Raw genomic sequence first — 18294 nt, forward strand, 5'->3', positions numbered from 1 at the left:
TGGAGTAGTGGGGTTGCCAGAAAGCCTGATGCATAGGGCTTCCTGGCAACTCCGTATGTAACATTCTTAAGTTCACGTTCTATATTTCTCGCAGAAATGGATGCCGCCTCTTACAGAGGACGGCGAAGCCGTTTTTGCTTGAATACAGAGATAATTTATCCAGCCGTTCCGTCACAGCTGAGAGATACCCAGAAATATATAGGTTGAATTTAAACCGATTAAATTTTATAATTTATAGTCTGAAAGTGAGGAAACTGCATTGAAATCCGCAATCCGTACATTGCTGCTTATTATCGTTCTGCTGGCAGCCGCAGCAGGGGGAGGAGCATGGTATATATGGAACGGGATGTCACCGGTGGAACCGGCAGGTCCTGCCGTAACCTTTACCATCGAGAAGGGGATGGGCAGTGCGGACATTGCCGACCTTCTGGAGGAGAATGGCATTATCCGCAATAGTCTGCTGTTCAAGGGCTATTTGAAGTGGACCAAGGAAGGGTCCAGCTTCAAGGCAGGCACGTACACAGCTGCGCCCGGCGACAGCTATGACCAGCTGATCACCCGCTTGAACACAGGCGATGTGGTCAAGAAGGAGACGGTGGTCTTCACTATTCCGGAAGGGTATACCGCCAAGCAGGTCGCCGCCAAGCTTGCCGCCGACTGGAAGCTTGAGCCGGCAGTATTCCTGGAGATTATCAATTCCGGGAAAGCGCTGCAGGAGACGGAGCTACTGGGAATTCCGCAGGAGGAGCAGGTGCTGCACCGGCTGGAGGGATATTTGTTCCCGGAAACCTATGAGCTGGTCAAGGAGAGCACTCCGCAGCAGGTCGTTGAAGCGATGCTGCAGCAGCTGGATAAGAAGCTGGAGCAGATTCCCGATTGGCAGGCCAAGCTGGATAAGCGTGGTTTAACCCTGCATCAGCTGCTGACCGTTGCTTCTCTTGTAGAGCGGGAGGTTGTTGTGGAAAGCGAACGTCCGCTGGTCGCGGGCGTGATATACAACCGGCTGAAGAAGGATCAGAAGCTGGAGATTGATGCTACGGTTCAGTATTTGCTGGACAAGCAGAAGGACAGGCTGCTCTATAAAGATCTGGAAGTCGAAAGTCCTTATAACACCTATAAGCATACGGGGCTTCCCCCTGGACCGATCAGCAATCCGGGCCTTGCGTCCATCCAGGCAGCACTGGAGCCGGAAGCTACGGAATATTTCTATTATGTGACCAAAAAGGATGGCAGCCAAGGACACCTATTCGGCAAAACGTACAAGGAGCATCTGGCAAACATCGAAAAAAGCAAGCAGAACTAAAACAACAGTACTGCTTAGGTCCCTTGCCTTCCGTATGTAGTTTGAGCGTTCTAAGCAGTAATTCATAGGTGGCTATGGGGAAAAACTACCGTTAAATCCAGGCAAATATTCGATTTCCATTGGATATAGGGAAAAGTTACCGCTAAATTGTCCATCGAAGGTGTTTCGAAGCGAATCTGACGTAATTAGCTGTAGAATTCCCTATAACCTGATCGAATGGCCATACTGAGATCAAATAGCGGTAGGAAATCCCTATATTTCCTCGCTGGACCTAAGTAGTAACAAACAACAAAACTAAGTGTATGCTTCCGACGAGAGTTTTGTACGAAGCTCAATCGGAGTAGCAACGCTCACAAAACTTAAGTGTATGCTTCCGAAGCGAGTTTTGTACGAAGCTTAATCGGAGTAGCGACGCTCACAAAACTTTGAGGAGGGCCAAAAATGAACAACAAACCGGAGCTGCTGGTGACAGCAGCTTCCCTGGAAGAAGCGGCTGCCCTGCTGGATGCCGGTGCAGATGCGCTGCTCATCGGGGATGACCGCTTCGGCATGCGGCTGGCTGGGCATTTCACGCTGGAAGAAACCGCGCAGGCTACGGAAATGGCCCATGCGCGCGGAGCCAAGATCTATGCCGGTCTCGGCGGACTGATGCCGAACCGTCTGCTGGATGAGCTGCCGCCTTATGTGAAAGCGCTGGGCGAAATCGGCGTGGACGGGATTGAATTCGGCGATCCGGCAGTCCTGGCGGCTGTAAGACGGGAAGCGCCTGGGATGAAGCTGCACTGGAATGCGGAGATGACCTCTACCAACTACGCTACAGCCAACTATTGGGGCCGCAAGGGAGCAACCCGGGTTGTGCTGGCCCGCGAGCTGAACATGGAGGAAATGACCGAGATGGTGCCGCTCTTGGAGGTGGAAGCCCAGGTTCAGGTGCATGGCATGACCAATATCTATCACTCCAAGCGCAAGCTTGTAGAGAGCTATATGTCACATCAGGGACGCCCCAGCGATGGCGGCAGCCTGGGCAAGGAACGCGGGCTGTTCCTGATTGAGGCGGAGCGGCAGGATGAGAGGTTTCCGATTTATGAGGATGAGAATGGCACGCATATTATGAGCTCGGATGATATTTGCATCCTGGAGGATCTGCATGTGCTGCTGGAGGCGGGCGTGCATAGTCTGAAGATCGAAGGCCTCTTGAAGCCTGCTGCTTACAATGTTGCGGTGGTTAAGGCTTACCGCACAGCGATTGATCTCTATGCTGCCGATCCGCAGGGGTATGCCTTCCGTGAGGAATGGGTGGATAACATCCGGGCGCTGCAGGACCCGGAGCGTGAGCTTTCTTTCGGCTTCTTCTATAAGGAGCAGGTCTATTAAGCCAAATGTATCAATTGCACATAATCAATTAAGGTTTTATGGAGGGGAGAACAGGAATGGGAACCATGACCAAGCCGCAGCACAAGGGCAAGCGTTACCGTCTGGACAAACCGGAGCTCCTGGCTCCGGCAGGCAATCTGGAGAAATTGAAATTTGCCGTACATTATGGTGCGGATGCTGTTTATATCGGGGGTCAGAAATACGGCCTGCGCTCAGGAGCTGACAATTTCAGCTTCGAGGAAATGCGTGAAGGCGTGGAGTTTGCCAAAAAATACGGCGCCAAGGTGTTCGTAGCCACGAATATTTATGCTCACAATGAAGATATCGCCGGTATTGAAGAATACCTGCGTAACCTATATGAAGCCGGTATTGCTGCCATTATCGTAGCCGATCCGATTATTGTGGATACCGCACGCCGGCTGGTGCCGGGGCTGGAGGTGCATCTCAGCACCCAGCAGTCCACCCTGAACTGGCAGGCTGTCTCCTTCTGGAAGGAAGAAGGGCTGCCGCGGGTCGTTCTGGGCCGGGAGACCAGCCTGGAGGAGATCGCCGAGATCAAGCAGCACGTGGATATCGAGATCGAGAGCTTCATCCACGGCGCCATGTGCTCTTCGTATTCGGGACGCTGCACGTTGTCGAACCACTTCACCGACCGCGATTCCAACCGCGGCGGCTGCTGCCAGTCCTGCCGCTGGAAATACGACCTGTTCGAGGATGCACGTGCCGAAGGGTGGGTCTCCGAGGAAGAGCAGGACGGCTTCCAGTCGCCGCAGCCGCTGCAGCCTGGAGTGACGCAGCTGCCGCTGCAGCAAGAAGGGGACAACCCCTTCTCCATGGGCTCCAAGGACCTGTGCATGCTGGAGAGCATCCCTGATCTGATCGAAGCCGGAATTGACAGCTTCAAGATTGAAGGCCGGATGAAATCGATCCACTATGTGGCTACTGTAGTCAATGCCTACCGCAAAGCCATTGATGCCTATATGGCCGATCCGGAGGGTTATGTGCTGAAGCCGGAATGGCTGGATGAGTTGAACAAGGCGGCGAACCGGCCGCTGAATACCGGGTTCTTCTATGATACCCCCGATCATGAGGATCATATTTATGAACCGGAAGAGAAGGCTGCGCCTTATGATTTCGCAGGGCTTGTGCTGGAATATGATGCCGAGAGCGGCCTGGCGCTGATTCAGCAGCGCAACAATTTCAAGCCTGGACAGGAAGTGGAATTCTTCGGCCCTAACGACACTTTCTTTAAGCAGACCGTCGGCGAATTGTGGGATGAGCAAGGCAACGCGCTGGAGGTTGCCCGTCATCCGCTGCAGCGGGTTCGGATGAAGGTAGACCAGCCGGTTGCCTACTTCGATATGATGCGCAAGCGAAAAAATTCATAAAACGAACAGGCTGTTTCTGAAGCAGATAATTCTGCCGAGGAAGCAGTCTTTTTTTCGACAAAAACCCCCTTTTTCATAGGACAAAAGATACAAAAATTAATACGGATTATTGAAAAAACTAAGTAATTGAGAACCATATGCCGATATATAAAGCAGTTAACGCTTACATACGTCTTCCAATCTAACGGGTAGGTGAATCGTGATGAAGTCCCCAGGGCAAGCCAGCAAAGTTGAAAAGGAGAAAGAGAAAAAAATGAAATTGCGTAAGAAAACAGAGAAACCTGCGAAGCAGCAAAAGCTGCAGGACAGCCCTAAAGACACAGCGCAAAAGAGTGGCCCAGGCCTGCCGAAGGGGAAATTCAGCAAATCTGATTTCAACTTCAAAAAAGCATTGAAGGGCTCTGTGGGACAGGTGAAAAGAGTCAATCCGACGAAATCGGTCGGCGTGAAGCTGTTTCTGATCTTTTTAAGCTCCATCGTGGTCGTAGTGCTGGCCCTGGGTCTGCTGTCCTATAACAAAGCCAAAACCACGATCAAGGACAATGTATCGGAAGCAAACCGCCAGACGATTATCCAAACCTCGGAGAAGCTGGATATTACACTGAAGCAATATGAGAACCTGGTGCTTCAGCTTTATTTTGATGCCCAAATGCAGAACGATCTTACAGCGCTGGGCTCAGCGGATACTTATTATGATAAATTTATTGCCACGGATGCGATCAGCAAGAAGCTGTCCAGCCAGACGACTACTGATTCCAATATTGTCAGCGTCTCGCTGATTCCGGATGAAGAGAATTATGATGTGATCACAAGCGGCAGCGCTGGCATTAAGCTGGATGGGCTGAGAGAGCAGGACTGGTTCAAGCAGGCTGTGGCCAACTCGAAATCCTACAAGCCGTATTATTCTGAAGCTGAAGAACAGAGCACCCAGAACTTCTGGTTCACCACATCCATTCAAGCCGAAGGTTCGACCAATATCGCTATGGTGCGTTCTCTGAAGAATCTGGGTGCAGGAACTGGGTATGTAGTCCTGCTTGAAGTGAAGAATAAGATGCTGGAGGATGCCTTCACCAGTGTGAAGCTGGGAAATGACTCGCGAATTCAGCTCGTCTCGCCGGAAGGACTGGTAGTGGCCTCCTCGCTTCCGAAGGATGACGGCAAAACCTCCGAATTTGCTTTTATCAAAGAGAGCAAGGCGATGAGCAATAGCCAGGAGACCGAAAATGCGGAAGGCAAAGAGCTCCTCGCTGTATACAGCCCGATGGTCAGTGCAGACTGGAAGCTGTCAGGCGTTGTGCCAACCGAGGAGCTGGTTAAGGAAGCCCATCCGATCCTGTTGACCACCTTTATGGCTGCAGCAGCGGCAGCCCTGCTTGCCGTATTGGTCGGCATCTGGATGGTACGGATGATTGCCCGTCCATTGGCAAGACTTAAGGATCTGATGGTCGAAGGTTCCAAGGGGAATCTGAGTGTCCGGACGGAATATGTTTCACAGGATGAGATTGGCCAGCTATCCGCCTCCTTCAACAGCATGATGGAGCGGATTACAGAACTGGTGGCTCAGACTACAGAAACAGCCCGTGAAGTGCTGAATACAGCCGGTGAGCTGGGTGAAGCTTCCCGCAAGACGGCGATTTCGGCCAAGGAGATTGCAGCGGCTACCGAAGAAATCGCCGGAGGCGCAGGCAGCTTGGCACAGGAAGCTGAACGCGGCAGTGATCTGACCGATGTTATCGGGACTCAGATGCAGACGGTAGTAGCCGCCAACTCAGAGATGGACGCTGTTGCACGTGAAATCGGAGAATCCAGTGGAATTGGCGCGAAGCAGCTGGAAGAGCTGCTGGGGCAGACCGGACGCACAGGCGAAATGACCAGTGCGCTGGTGGATCGTGTCAACAATCTTAAAGAGACCGTATTCTCGGTAGTCAAGGTGCTGGATGTCATGAAGAATATTACCCAGCAGACCAACATCCTGTCGCTGAATGCTACCATTGAAGCCGCCCGGGCCGGTGAAGCCGGCAGAGGGTTCATGGTCGTTGCCGGAGAGGTGCGCCAGCTGGCTGACCAGTCGAAGCAGTCCATTGCCCTGGTAGCGGGAATTACCGACAAGATCATCAATGAAATGAATGAAACTGTGGTTGTGTTATCCGAGGTTGCTCCGCTCTTCAAGCAGCAAATGGTGTCGGTGAAGAGCACCAGCGGAATCTTCCTCTCGGTTCAGGAGCAGATGGAGGATTTCATCAGCAGCATCGAATCGGTAACAACCGCAATCGGCAGTCTGGATCATTCACAGGGTGTACTGTCGGAAGCGATGGGCAATGTGAGTGCTGTAGCCCAGCAATCCTCAGCGACTTCGGAAGAGGTGGCTTCCTTGAGCAACGAGCAGCAGAATGTCAGCGACCATCTGGTGTCGTTGTCAGCCAAGCTGGAGCAGGTATCCGGTCAGCTGAAGGACAAACTGTCCATGTTCACCATCTAATAGCAGGAATGTTCATGCACGGCTGCCGTCCTTACAAGGACTGGCAGCCGTTTTTTCTTGAAAGATAAGAATATATAGGTTGCACGCTATAATTTATCCTTCTATTTCTCGCAGAAACGGCTGCCTGAAAGCGATACGTAGTATCGCTGCTTCGGAAGCATACGCTTTGCAGAGGACGGCAAAGCCGTTTCTACTTGTGTAATGAAGAGCATAAACGTATAATAATTCTGTTAGGTTTTTGTTATGGTATTTATAGAAAAGTTAGGATCATGGATTGAAGGAGCAGGACAAGTGAAAGCGAAACGGAATTTCAGCTGGTGGTCTTGGATTGGCGATATGAGTATGGAACGCAAGCTGCTGCTGGTTTTTTTAATTATAATCATTTTGCCGCTGTCCTTCATCAGCCTGATTTCTTTCAAAAGTTATTCCGAGTCCATCGAGCACAACACGGTGACTTATTCCGAGAAGCTGATTGATCAAATGATGGACGGAATTGATGATTATATCGAGGATATGAAGCGGATCTCCTCCATGCCGGCGTATGTGAATGACATCAAGCAGAATCTGATCCGCTCCAACCGTTATTATGAGGACAAAGCGAGGATTGACAGCGGGGGCAACACAAGCTCGTTGTCGCCTGAGGATTTCGATCTGCTGCTGACGATCCAGCGGGGAATAGAAGGCAATATTTCTTTTATCAACAACATCAAGAGGGGCACGAATTCCGTTTACATATTTGACGGCAAAGGCAATGGCTATTATTCCGCCAAGGACGGCGGGGTAAGGCTTGATCTGGAGCAGAGCTACAAGTTCTGGAGTGAACAGGCCAAGGATTCCAGCGGAGAAGCGCTGCTGTTCGGCACCCAGGCCTATACAAGCAATCTGCAGAGTACCCGGTACGCCTTCACCGTAGTACGCAAGATTGTGGATGGCCTGTGGAATCCCATAGGCCTGATTGCAGTGGAGGCCAATATCAGCAATTTGGAGAATCAGGTGGCTGAGCTGGATAACGTGACCCACGGAACCTCACTGATTGTGGATGAGTCCGGCAAGGTGGTCTACGACAGCAATAAGAAGCTGCTTACCACGGACATTTCCGATGGAGAGCTGTTCAAGAAGGCGTCCGGCAGCAGCGGGAGCTTCTACAATACGCAAGAAGGCAAGGAGCGGCTTAATATTTATTCCAGCTCGCTGAAGACGAATTGGAAGGTTATTATCTCGATCCCTGTGGACGAGCTGACCCGCAATGTAAAAGTAACCCGCAACGTAACGCTGGCCGCCACTTTTATTATCATTGTGCTGGCGCTGATTATCTCGATGGTGCTTTCGTTTGCCTTGACCAAGCCGCTGAAGCAGATGATCCAGGTCATGAAAAAGGTCCAGGGGGGCGACCTGGATGTGACCTTCCGGTTCAGACGCCGTGATGAGATCGGCCTGTTGGGTCATCAATTCAACCGCATGCTGGCCCGTATCCGCCAGCTGATCCAGGATATCTACTGGATTGAGCAGCAGAAGAAGGAAGCGGAGCTGCAGGCGCTGCAGAGCCAGATTAATCCCCATTTTATCTACAATACCCTGGAATCCATCCGTATGACTGCCGAGCTGAACGATGATGTGGAAGCGGCGGATATGATCTCGATTCTCGGACGGCTGCTGCGCTACAGCACCAGTGATTTATCCGGCAGAACCACAATGAATCAGGAGCTGGGTTATGTTCGCAACTATGTCGAGCTGCTGAACTGCCGTTATCCGAACCGCTTCCTGCTGCAGATTGATGTGCCTGAGGAGCTGGGCAAGTACGCGATCATCAAGCTGGTCTTCCAGCCGATTATCGAGAATGCAGCTTACCACGGACTGGATGACAGCAAACCGCAGATGCATCTGAGCATTCGCTGTGAGGTGACCGATCGGCTGCTGCGGTTTCATATCAGGGATGACGGCTGCGGAATGGACAGCGCTACGCTGTCTCTCCTCAATCAGCATCTGCAGAATGAGACACCTCCGAAACGGAGTATCAACGGCGGGATCGGCATGAAAAATGTGCAGCAGCGCATCCGGCTTCATTACGGTGCGGCCTATGGCATCGAGGTATACAGCGAACCTGGAGAAGGCACGGATGTCATTCTGTCTCTGCCGCTGCGCGAACCAGAAGAGATCAAGAACCAAGAGCCTGAAGAATGAGCGGGGGGAAATCAAGTGAAGGGGATCAGGAACCATTCAGCCATACGCATCTTACTGCTGCTGTTGCTGCTGGTGTCAGCCGGGTGTGAGGATGGAAAGAGGCCTTCGGCAGAGGCACCGGCACCGCCTGCCGCTGAGCCGAAACCGGAGTTAACCGGTACCATCGTTATGCTGACCAACCGGATTGATCTGATTGAGAATGGAACCTTTAAAGGCTACGCTGACCAGTTCAAGCAGAGGTATCCGGAGACGAATATAGAATTTGAGGGCTTGTCCAACTATGCTACCGACATTCTGGTTCGGCTCTCAACCAAAGATGCGGGAGATGTGCTGCTGCTGCCGGTGAATTTGCCTGCCAAGGAGCTGGATTATTTCTTCGAGCCGCTGAATGCGGCTACCGCCGACAAGGAACGGTTCACGACCTTTGCCACTTACAACGGCAAGCGGTATGGCTTGTCTACCGGAACGACGACGAGCGGGATCGTGTATAACAAAAAAGCTTTTGAGAAAGCAGGCCTTACCCGCGTTCCGCAGACGCTGGATGAGTTCTATGCTGCTTCCGCCAAGCTGAAGAAGGCCGGGATTATCCCGCTCTATATGAATTATGGGGCGGTCTGGCCACTGCGGGAGTGGGGCAATAACCTGGTTAATTATATGACCGGCAATCCGGAATATTTGAACAATATGGTAAATAAGGACAGTCCCTGGCAGTTGAACAACGAGTGGGGCCAATCCATCTCCATTGCAAGGACGATGATTGCCAAGGGTTATGTAGAAGATCAGCTGTTCTCCAATAATTGGGAGATTTCCAAAAACAAGCTGGCAAAGGGTGAGGTTGGCATGTATCTGCTGGGCAATTGGACCATCCGCCAGGTGCTCGATGCTGGTGCGGAGCCGGAGAATATCGGGTTCTTCCCGTTCCCGTACGATAATTCCACAACCCACTACGCCCCGCTTAATCCCGACTGGTTCGTCGGGGTCAGCAAATTCAGCAAGCATAAGGAGCTGGCGGAAGCCTGGTTGAATTTCTTCGTCAAGGAAACCTCCTACAGCGAGGAATGGGGATTCCTGCCTTCTGAAGGAAGCGGTGAGCCTGACATGGAGCAATACCGTGAGTTCCTGTCTTATCAGCCGCAGCTGCTGGAGGCCACTGTGCAGACGGATCAATTCATCGAATTGGCTAACCGCTCGAAGCTGTCCTTCTGGTCCGGTGATTATATCCAGGAGTTGATTGCAGCATCGGATCTGCAGCAGTCTTTTGACGAATTAAATGCCAAATGGAAGGAAGCCCGGGCAGGAATGCTGGGTTCGGGCGGTCCTTGAGCGGCAGATCAATAATGATGAAACATCTTCGGAGGGAGATACCTATGGCTAAGAAGGTTACGATGCAAAAAATAGCCGATCATCTCGGCGTATCCAAGTTTGTAGTCTCGAAATCGTTGTCCGGCAAAGGGGGCGTCAACGAAACCACAAGGGAGCGGGTCATTCAAGCAGCGTCCCAGCTCGGATATTTCACCCAGAAAAATGCTTATGTACAAGGCATCAAACGCGGCTCGCCGCCTGCCGCAAGCGACCGCAACAAGCAATCGGTGCTGGTGCTGATGCCCAATATCCGCTTCCAGACCCAGGATTCCTTGTACTGGGGCAAGATTGTGGACGGAATCGCGCTGGCCCTTGATCAGGAAGGGCTGGGGATGGTCATCGTGTCCGAGCAGCGGGCAGACAATTTCATTAATATTCTTAATCCCAGCGGCATTCTCGGGCTGGTCGGCGTAGGCCAGATCTCGACTTCTTTGTTGCTGGAGGTACATCGTATCGGGCTGCCGATGGTCCTGATAGACCATGAGGATCCGCTGATTCCGAGCGATACGGTGTTTGCTAATAATGTGGACTCGATGTCCAGGCTGTGCAATCACCTGATGGCCGCCGGGCATAAGCAGCTGCATTTTATCGGTAATATCCGATACTCCCGCAGCTTCCGCGACCGCTGGGCAGGCTTCCGCAGCGCCCTGGAGGAGAATGCGCTTAGGACGCCGGACGGAGATGATGAGATGCTGTTGCTGGAAGGGATGGATGACAGGTCCTTCCGCGAGCCCTTCAGGCTGTGGATGAACAAGCAGAAGAAGGCCAAGGCAGCTCCCACGGCGCTAGTCTGCGCCAATGATTCGGTAGCTCTGACAGTCAGCGAGATACTGCTGGAGGAAGGTTATGTCATCCCCGGTGACATCTCGGTCACAGGCTTCGACAACATCGAGGATGCCAGCAGAAACCAGCCACCGCTGACAACGGTGCATGTGCCCAAGGAAGCCATGGGCTGGGCTGCGGTGGAGAAGCTGCTGAACCGTATCCATAATCCAGCCGCGCCGCTGGAGAAGATTCTGATCAGCGCCGACATTGTCCACCGGGACTCGGTAGAAGGGCCGGCCGATTCAGGTCAATGAAATTCAAAAAGGTGCGATCCTTCTGCAGGATGGCACCTTTTTTTGAAAATAGTAAGAATTTATTTGTTTCACACGGATGCCGCCTCTTACAGAGGACGGCGAAGCCGTTTCCACTTGACGGCTACTACTCCTTGATATTACCGGCCATTTTGAGCCGTTTAGCAATCTCTTTGAACTCTTCTTCGGAGATTCCCGGGGCGAACTCTTCTTCCACCGCAGGAGCTTCCGGGATGGGATACCCTTTGGGAGTTCCTTCAATCACCTCAAGAGGCTGATTATCCTCGGGATGTGTACCCTTCCAGATCTGGCCAATGGAGGTGAAGTCCTTGTCGCTGTATGTGTATAGCTTCGTATGCACGCCTTTGTCCTCATATTTCTTGGCTTCTGTGAAGGACTTGTTATTCAGGGAGGGGATCGGCACCAGCTTGGTCACATTTACACCAGTCGCAATTTCCAGTGCTTTGGCGTAAGCCACCACGTGAACGCCTCCGCGGACCAGCAGGAATCCTACGACAGCGCGGGCAGCTGGATGATCAGTCATTTCATAGACCTTCATCTTGTGGGTTCTGGCTCCGCACTCCAGGAAAAAGTTATGCAGCAGATCCTCTACCAGGTTGCCGCTGTTGAACACGTTCGCTCCGGTCCAGGGATTGCCCATCGAGTCGAATGGCATTGCACCCTGAGCACCGGCGAGAAAATGATAGGACAGACGCGCATCCTTGGCAGCCTCCAGCGGCGTAGAATCAGGTTTCTTATATTCTGTAGAGCCTCTCAGACAGTGATTGATGGCATGGGACACCAGCTCCACATGACCCAGTTCTTCGGCGGTAATGCTCATGACCAAGTCATAGAAGGGTTTCAGCTTTTCTTTGGAACGAAAATTAAAGGATTGATAGAGGTAATTGTTGAGCGTCGACATTTCTCCAAACTTGCCGCCAAGCAATTCCTGTATGGCAGCAGCCGCATTGGCATCCGGCTTCTCTACCTTGGGGATCTCAATCAGGATCTCATCCATACGTTTAAACATAGTGTACTCATCCTCCTGGAAAATAATGTAAGTAGAGTTCATCTTGGCAGTAATAGTTATTCTTCGCACTATTTAAACGCAATATGCAAGTTCAAAGCATAAAGTAAGGGATTAATCTGGTTTGCGGAAGAAACCTTCTTGCAAGACGAAGCGTCTATTCCAGTATGAATATGGATATCAACGTCTATTAAATCAAAGGAGATGCAAGGATGGGGAAAAAATCAATTCGGCAATTTGCACAAACAACGGTTGCAGGAGTATTGGCAGGCTTCATCCTGCTTCAGCCGGTAGCGGCTGTTCATGCAGCTCAAGGGGACGACAAGCTTCTGACAGAGGTGAGCAGTCTGGATGCAGGGCAACAGAGCGCTTACGCCATCCAAGCAGACGGTAGCGCTTGGGCCTGGGGAGGTGGGACTGGCTCCATCGGGAACGGGGCAACTACACCGGCTTATACGCCTGTTCGGATGCAGCTGGACCAGGTGCAGCAGATCTCCGGCGGCTACCGCCACTCGCTGCAGCTGAAGACGGACGGCACCGTATGGGCTGTCGGCGGTAATGAGCATGGACAGCTGGGAGATGGCAAGGTGACTGCTGCAATCACTACCCGTCCAGTGCAGGTACAAGGACTGGCCGATGTGCGCAGTGTCGCCGCCGGGGACAACCACAGCCTTGCGCTGCTGAAGGACGGAAGCGTATGGGGCTGGGGAGGCAATGATGCCGGACAGCTTGGCGACTCCTCGCGTGTTCATGCCCTGCAGCCGGTCCAGATCAAAGGGCTGACAGGCATTAAGGCTATATCGGCAGGCAATTTGATTTCCGCTGTGCTTGACAGTGAAGGCGAGGTGACCGTTTTTGGTGCGGAGCAGAGCCAGGGCAAGGTGCCTCCTGCCATCCGCAAGCCTTCGGTAGTTGAGGGGAATGGCACGTATACCGCGCTTGAGGTTGATCAGCTGTACGGCGCGGCGCTTAGAGCGGATGGAACAGTCTGGGTATGGAAGAACCAGGCCATGGCGGAGCCTTATGCGTTGAAGCCGCTCGTGCCTTATGAGGTGAAGGGGCTTAAGGATGTCGTGTCGATCAGTATCGATGCTGCCGTCCAGGCGGACGGAACCGTCTGGCAGTGGGAGACGCAGTGGCAGGACGGGCTTCGCCTGAAGCAGGTGGCCGGAATTACGAATGCAGCTGCCGTGTCATCCAGCGGCAGAAATCATTATGTGCTGCTGAAGGATGGATATGTGATGTCCTGGGGCGCGAATGAATACGGGCAGACCGGACTCGGTGTGCTGGATTTTGAGATTACAGAACCACAGCGGGTCAAGAAATCAATCTCGGTGTTTATCGACGGGCAGGAGAAGGGGCTGGCGATGCCTCCGCTGCTGTTGAAATCTTCCACCTATGTGCCGCTGCGCGGGGTGTTTGAGCAGATGGGGTTAAAGCTGGACTGGGATGTTAAGACCCGTTCGGTAAGGGTGAACGGACCCCAGGTGAAGATTGTGCTTAACTCGGTGACAGGCGTAACTACCTTGAACGGGGTGGCAGTGCCCACGCAGGAGAAGGCGGTTTTTGTAAACCAGAGTGTGTACGTGCCGCTTCGATTGATCAGCGAGCTGCTGGGGGCGGAGGTTCGCTGGGATGCCGCGGCTTATGCAGTAAGGATTGACAGCAAGTGAGGTGAAGTCTCCGATTCTCTCATTCATGAGGCCGCCTAGATGTTCCATGAACATAAGCTAAATTTCATAAGCAGGCCGCACCTCTATACATTTGTGACAGTCTAAACAGCGCTTACTCCATACCGGAATAAGCGCTGTTTGCTATCTCAGCCATCGTATTTCTGCCGCTGTTTGGAGGATCAGCCGATGAGCGGGCTTGGTCACCGCCGATGCGCCGATGCGCCGATGCGGCCGATGCGCCGATGCGATGCGCCGATGCGGCCGATGCGCCGATGCGGCCGATGCGCCGATGCGCCGATGCGCCGATGCGCCGATGCGCCGATGCGCCGATGCCGCCGATGCGCCGATGCCGCCGATGCGCCGATGCGCCGATGCGCCGATGCGCCGATGCCGCCGATGCGCCGATGCCGCCGATGCGGCCGATGCGCCGATGCCACCGATGCGCCGATGCGGCCGATGCCGCCGATACCACCCATACTACCCATATTACCTATGCCACGGATACCGCTGATACCTAAGATACCCGAGCAAAAGCCTGCAAATCTGCAGGCTTTCAGACCGTTATTGACCTCTAAGAGGCAAAAGCCTGCAAATCTGCAGTTATTTGAGCCGGATTTGCTTCGGTGACCGATTCTACTGCTAAATGCCTGTACATTTGCAGGTTTTGGTGCCGGGTGAGGATATCTGCCAATAATTCCTGCAGATTTGCAGGAATTATTGGGCTCGACCTCCGAAACTGTTCAGTCGCATAAGCAATCACTCCTAGGCAGCTACACAGGATCTATCTAAAAAAACCAGCAAGCTCCATCCCTTGGAGTTTGCTGGTTTTGGTTATAACGCCTTAAGCCTTGACCTGCAGATTGCGGTCGATCAGTGCGATGCGCTGCTGCACGCAGGCGTACGAACGCAGCGGATCTTCAGGCGTATTCATTACATAGTCGAGCATCTGTTCGACCGTGGTGGTGGCCACATGGATGCGGGTGTCGGAGGAAGCATAATACACATAGATGTCGCCGTTGTCACGGGCGATCACGCCGTTGCAGAACACAACGTTGGACACGTCGCCTACACGTTCTTCGCCGTCAGGCGCGATGAAGTGGCCGCCCGGGGCGTAGGTAACTTTGTTCGGTTCCTGCAGATCCGACAGGAACGCATACAGGACATAACGCAGGCCTGCCGCGGTATTGCGTACGCCATGAGCGATGTGCAGCCAGCCGCGTGGGGTCTTGATCGGCGCCGGTCCCTGGCCGTTCTTCACTTCCTTGATCGTGTGGTAATGACGCTCATCCATAATCGTCTCACTGGTGATCTCGGCGTTCTCAATTGTAGCTGACAAGCCCCAGCCGATTCCGCCGCCAGAGCCGGCGTCGATGAAGCCGTCCTGTGGACGGGTGTAGAAGGCATATTGGCCATCGACGAATTCAGGATGCAGCACAACATTACGCTGCTGGGCTGAGCCGGTCTTTAGATCGGCGAGCCGCTCCCAGGTCTTCAGATCCTTCGTGCGGACAATACCGCATTGGGCTACGGCGCTGGACAGATCGCCGTGCGGAGCATCCGGGTCCTTGCGCTCCGTACAGAACAAGCCGTAGATCCAGCCGTCCTCATGGCTGACCAGGCGCATATCGTAGACATTGATGTCCGGGACTTCAGTCTCCGGCAGCACTACCGGGTGATCCCAGAAACGGAAGCCGTCCACACCGCTGTTGCTCTCGGCTACGGCGAAGAAGGATTTCCGGTCGTTGCCTTCCGCGCGTGCTACGATATAGAACTTGCCGTTCAGCTCAATCGCACCGGGATTGAAGATGCCATTCACGCCGATTCTTTCGGCGAAATACGGATTGGTTTCGGGATTGAAGTCATAACGCCAGATCAGCGGCGCATGCGCAGCGGTGAGCAGCGGATATTCATAACGGTCATAGATACCGTTGCCTGCGGGCTGCAGCTTGTTCTTGCGGTTGATCAGCTCTTCGTAACGTTCAGTAAGAAGTTGCTTGCGTTCCTGAAATAATGAGGTCATTGTCAGTTCTCCTTTGTATTGGCTGTTATGGGTGTGAGCCGCGCAATCATCTCGAAGCAGGCTCTGCTGTTATGATAAGGGCATTTCCAGGCACTGACCTTCGGCTCGTGAGCCAGCGGCAGCAGATTGGCGTCAACGCCCCAGAACCATTCTCCATGCTCGTGATCCACAATGTATTGCTTAATGAATGACCAGGAAGTCTGCGCAGCCTCGAGGAATCGGGCATCCCCGGTCAACTGATAGGCGTTGTAGAAGCCCACTACGGCTTCGGCCTGCGGCCACCAGTCCTTCTCTTGGTTCAGCAATCCATCAGGAGTAGCCTCATTCCAGACACCGCCGTCCCCGGCAATCCCTTCAGCCAGAACCGCTTCAGCCATGGTGAGGGCTACACGCTGAACGCGTTGCAGCAGCTCCTGATCTCCCAGAATCTCGGCAGCCTCCGTAAGCAGCCAGCTGCCCTCAATGTCATGCCCGTAGGAGATGAGATTGGACTTCACGTTCCAGGCCTCATCGAGGAACAGGTGGAAGTGCTTGCCCTCCGCATCAATGATATGATCGAGCATGGTTACGATCAGTTCGGCCAGCTTGGCGCGCAGCTCTTCGGATTTCCATACCCGGTATAGTCCGGTGTAAGCCTCCAGCACATGCAGATGGGTGTTCATTGATTTCTTCTCATTGAGATCCTTAACGCTGAGCATCTGGTAATCGGTCATCTGCCAATCACGGGATAAGGCTTCGATATACCCTTTATGTTCGGGGTCATAACCGTATTTCTCTATGGTATGGAACAGCTTAACAGCTTCCTCCAGCGCCTCGGGTCTGCCGGTGGCATGATGGAATTCGGCCAATGCGTAGATGGCGAACGCCATGCCGTATAACTGTTTCTTTGGTTCGGATGGAGCGCCTGCGGCATCAACGGACCAATACATTCCGCCATATTCTTTGTCAGGGAAATGAGTCAGCAGGTAATCGTAGGCACGCTGGGCCATAGTCAGATCCTCAGGACGGGCATAGAAACGGTAAGCGCTCGCAAAAGTCCACAATATCCGTGCGTTCAACACAAGACTTTTGTCTGCCCCGGGAGTAATATTCATCTCATTATCCATTTCACCGATAAAACCGCCTTGCTTCTCGTCAACCGTATGTTTGATCCAGAAGCCAAGAATATTATCTTTCAGTTCAGTTTCCAGCTGTGAGAGCCATGCTTCAGAGGTAAGCGTCATGAAGTCAGGTCAACTCCTTTCTCGTTATACAGTTTTGGATGTGAAATATTCCTTAATCATTCCGGCGGCCTGCTTGCCATACATACAATAATCGTCGTTCTGGGCGGCTTCCTCCAAGGAGTAGAGGCGCGCCGGCCAATCCCATAACATGAAGCCCTGAACCCATTCTCTGGCTTCGCTGCCTGCGAACATCGCCTGGTAGAACCGGTTCTGTTCAGCCTCGTCAGGATCGCCCTGCAAGGTCCAGTCATTCGGGATCGCCGCACTGCCGGTCCGGCTGGGGCAGCCCGCTTCCATGAAGAAGAAAGGCTTGTTCTCCGCCTGCACCACCTGCTCAATCCGGTCAAGCTGGGCTTCCCAATCCTGCTCCGGATAATAGCCGCTGGAGGAGATCACATCCAGCGCGTCCCACCAGGTTACATTGTCCTCTTGGTACTTGTCGCAATTATAAGTAAGAGTACCGGTATAGACCTTGCGGACTTCCGAGATCAAGGCGCGCCATTCATTCTCCCTCCGGTCCGATTGGACAAGCTCGCAGCCAATGCAGAACATCTCGCAGCCGGTCTTTTGGGCGATCGACGCATAATGGAGGATAAAGTTAGTATAAGAGCTGAACCACTGTGACCATTTCGGCTCACAGGGAACATCCTTGTCAAAGAAGTTGATGTGCGCTCGCCAGGTGCCGTCGGCACAATTCACGATCGGCTTCAGGCATACTTTCAGTCCGAGCGACTTCCCCTTGGCAATCGCCCAGTGAACTTCTTCATCACTGACGGTAGGTGCTTGCCAGTAAGGAATTTCGGTGGATTGAGGTGTAGCCTGGTACGCACTGAAGGCAATTGCTGTCCAGTTCGCAGCGGTAGCCTTGGACATCTGCTCCATCGATCGTTCGGCTTCGCTGTTGTTCCATGTTCCGCGGTGGCCGGGGAATCCCCAGGTTACACCTCCGATGTATTCGTTCTCTAGTGCCATGTTGGAACCTCCATGCAAATTTGTTATTATATTATTATGAAATTGTTATTTATAGATAACAACTTAATTCACTTATACTCTTTTTACCGTGAAATTTCAAGAAGTTCTTGTCTGAATGTCAATACAAGACTACTAAAGAGCAATACAGCACCTTTGCTTATAAATGGGGCAAGCTTATAATGGGAGGATGATAACGCAATCATAAGGTCAGAAACT

General features: G+C 52.8%; 13 protein-coding genes. 8 read left to right on the forward strand and 5 right to left on the reverse strand.

Going from position 1 to position 18294, the window contains the following annotated elements:
• The first annotated feature begins 259 nt into the window (after nt 1-259).
• From mltG to B9T62_RS03395, 7 genes are all read left to right on the forward strand, one after another.
• The gene (gene mltG / locus B9T62_RS03365; RefSeq protein ID WP_245864326.1) at nt 260-1303 is read left to right on the forward strand and encodes an endolytic transglycosylase MltG; all 1044 of its coding nucleotides are present in this window, start codon (nt 260-262) and stop codon (nt 1301-1303) included.
• Between the two features lie 441 nt (nt 1304-1744).
• Nucleotides 1745-2677, forward strand: a complete 933-nt coding sequence (locus tag B9T62_RS03370; protein WP_087913969.1) for a peptidase U32 family protein — start codon at nt 1745-1747, stop codon at nt 2675-2677.
• A 56-nt stretch (nt 2678-2733) separates the two neighbouring features.
• The gene (locus B9T62_RS03375) at nt 2734-4065 is read left to right on the forward strand and encodes a peptidase U32 family protein (RefSeq protein ID WP_087913970.1); all 1332 of its coding nucleotides are present in this window, start codon (nt 2734-2736) and stop codon (nt 4063-4065) included.
• 253 nt (nt 4066-4318) lie between these two features.
• Nucleotides 4319-6544, forward strand: a complete 2226-nt coding sequence (locus tag B9T62_RS03380) for a methyl-accepting chemotaxis protein (protein ID WP_087920110.1) — start codon at nt 4319-4321, stop codon at nt 6542-6544.
• A gap of 291 nt (nt 6545-6835) precedes the next feature.
• Entirely contained in the window at nt 6836-8725 is a 1890-nt protein-coding gene (locus B9T62_RS03385; protein WP_087913971.1) for a sensor histidine kinase, read from the forward strand.
• Nucleotides 8726-8740: 15 nt separating this feature from the next.
• Nucleotides 8741-10048, forward strand: a complete 1308-nt coding sequence (locus B9T62_RS03390) for an ABC transporter substrate-binding protein (protein WP_087913972.1) — start codon at nt 8741-8743, stop codon at nt 10046-10048.
• A gap of 44 nt (nt 10049-10092) precedes the next feature.
• Nucleotides 10093-11166, forward strand: coding sequence for a LacI family DNA-binding transcriptional regulator (locus B9T62_RS03395; protein ID WP_087913973.1), 1074 nt, complete (start codon nt 10093-10095; stop codon nt 11164-11166).
• Between the two features lie 124 nt (nt 11167-11290).
• Here the strand turns inward: B9T62_RS03395 and B9T62_RS03400 are convergent, their stop codons facing one another.
• Entirely contained in the window at nt 11291-12193 is a 903-nt protein-coding gene (locus B9T62_RS03400) for a manganese catalase family protein (RefSeq protein ID WP_087913974.1), read from the reverse strand.
• A 209-nt stretch (nt 12194-12402) separates the two neighbouring features.
• Between B9T62_RS03400 and B9T62_RS03405 the strand changes: the two genes are divergently transcribed.
• On the forward strand, nt 12403-13863 hold the full coding sequence (locus tag B9T62_RS03405; RefSeq protein ID WP_087913975.1) for a stalk domain-containing protein: 1461 nt from the start codon (nt 12403-12405) through the stop codon (nt 13861-13863).
• A gap of 200 nt (nt 13864-14063) precedes the next feature.
• Here B9T62_RS03405 and B9T62_RS03410 read toward each other — a convergent pair whose 3' ends face one another.
• From B9T62_RS03410 to B9T62_RS03425, 4 genes are all read right to left on the reverse strand, one after another.
• Entirely contained in the window at nt 14064-14339 is a 276-nt protein-coding gene (locus B9T62_RS03410) for a hypothetical protein (protein WP_157685430.1), read from the reverse strand.
• Nucleotides 14340-14704: 365 nt separating this feature from the next.
• Nucleotides 14705-15883, reverse strand: a complete 1179-nt coding sequence (locus B9T62_RS03415; RefSeq protein WP_087913976.1) for a glycoside hydrolase family 130 protein — start codon at nt 15881-15883, stop codon at nt 14705-14707.
• 2 nt (nt 15884-15885) lie between these two features.
• Nucleotides 15886-17106 carry an AGE family epimerase/isomerase gene (locus tag B9T62_RS03420; protein WP_087913977.1) on the reverse strand — a complete coding sequence of 407 codons (1221 nt, stop codon included), beginning with the start codon at nt 17104-17106 and terminating at the stop codon, nt 15886-15888.
• 24 nt (nt 17107-17130) lie between these two features.
• A complete protein-coding gene (locus tag B9T62_RS03425; RefSeq protein ID WP_087913978.1) occupies nt 17131-18078 on the reverse strand; it encodes a glycoside hydrolase family 113 in 948 nt (315 codons plus the stop codon).
• Between the last annotated feature and the right edge of the window lie 216 nt (nt 18079-18294).

The sequence above is a fragment of the Paenibacillus donghaensis genome (assembly GCF_002192415.1).
Classification (GTDB): Bacteria; Bacillota; Bacilli; order Paenibacillales; family Paenibacillaceae; genus Paenibacillus_AQ; species Paenibacillus_AQ donghaensis.

Excerpts from the sequence above, each read along its gene's own strand:
- B9T62_RS03375 (WP_087913970.1), top strand. The coding sequence starts at position 2,734 with ATGGGAACCATGACCAAGCCGCAGCACAAGGGCAAGCGTTACCGTCTG.
- B9T62_RS03400 (WP_087913974.1), bottom strand. The coding sequence starts at position 12,193 with ATGTTTAAACGTATGGATGAGATCCTGATTGAGATCCCCAAGGTAGAG.
- B9T62_RS03420 (WP_087913977.1), bottom strand. The coding sequence starts at position 17,106 with ATGACGCTTACCTCTGAAGCATGGCTCTCACAGCTGGAAACTGAACTG.
- B9T62_RS03395 (WP_087913973.1), top strand. The coding sequence starts at position 10,093 with ATGGCTAAGAAGGTTACGATGCAAAAAATAGCCGATCATCTCGGCGTA.
- B9T62_RS03405 (WP_087913975.1), top strand. The coding sequence starts at position 12,403 with ATGGGGAAAAAATCAATTCGGCAATTTGCACAAACAACGGTTGCAGGA.
- B9T62_RS03415 (WP_087913976.1), bottom strand. The coding sequence starts at position 15,883 with ATGACCTCATTATTTCAGGAACGCAAGCAACTTCTTACTGAACGTTAC.
- B9T62_RS03410 (WP_157685430.1), bottom strand. The coding sequence starts at position 14,339 with ATGGGTGGTATCGGCGGCATCGGCCGCATCGGCGCATCGGTGGCATCG.
- B9T62_RS03425 (WP_087913978.1), bottom strand. The coding sequence starts at position 18,078 with ATGGCACTAGAGAACGAATACATCGGAGGTGTAACCTGGGGATTCCCC.
- B9T62_RS03370 (WP_087913969.1), top strand. The coding sequence starts at position 1,745 with ATGAACAACAAACCGGAGCTGCTGGTGACAGCAGCTTCCCTGGAAGAA.
- B9T62_RS03380 (WP_087920110.1), top strand. The coding sequence starts at position 4,319 with ATGAAATTGCGTAAGAAAACAGAGAAACCTGCGAAGCAGCAAAAGCTG.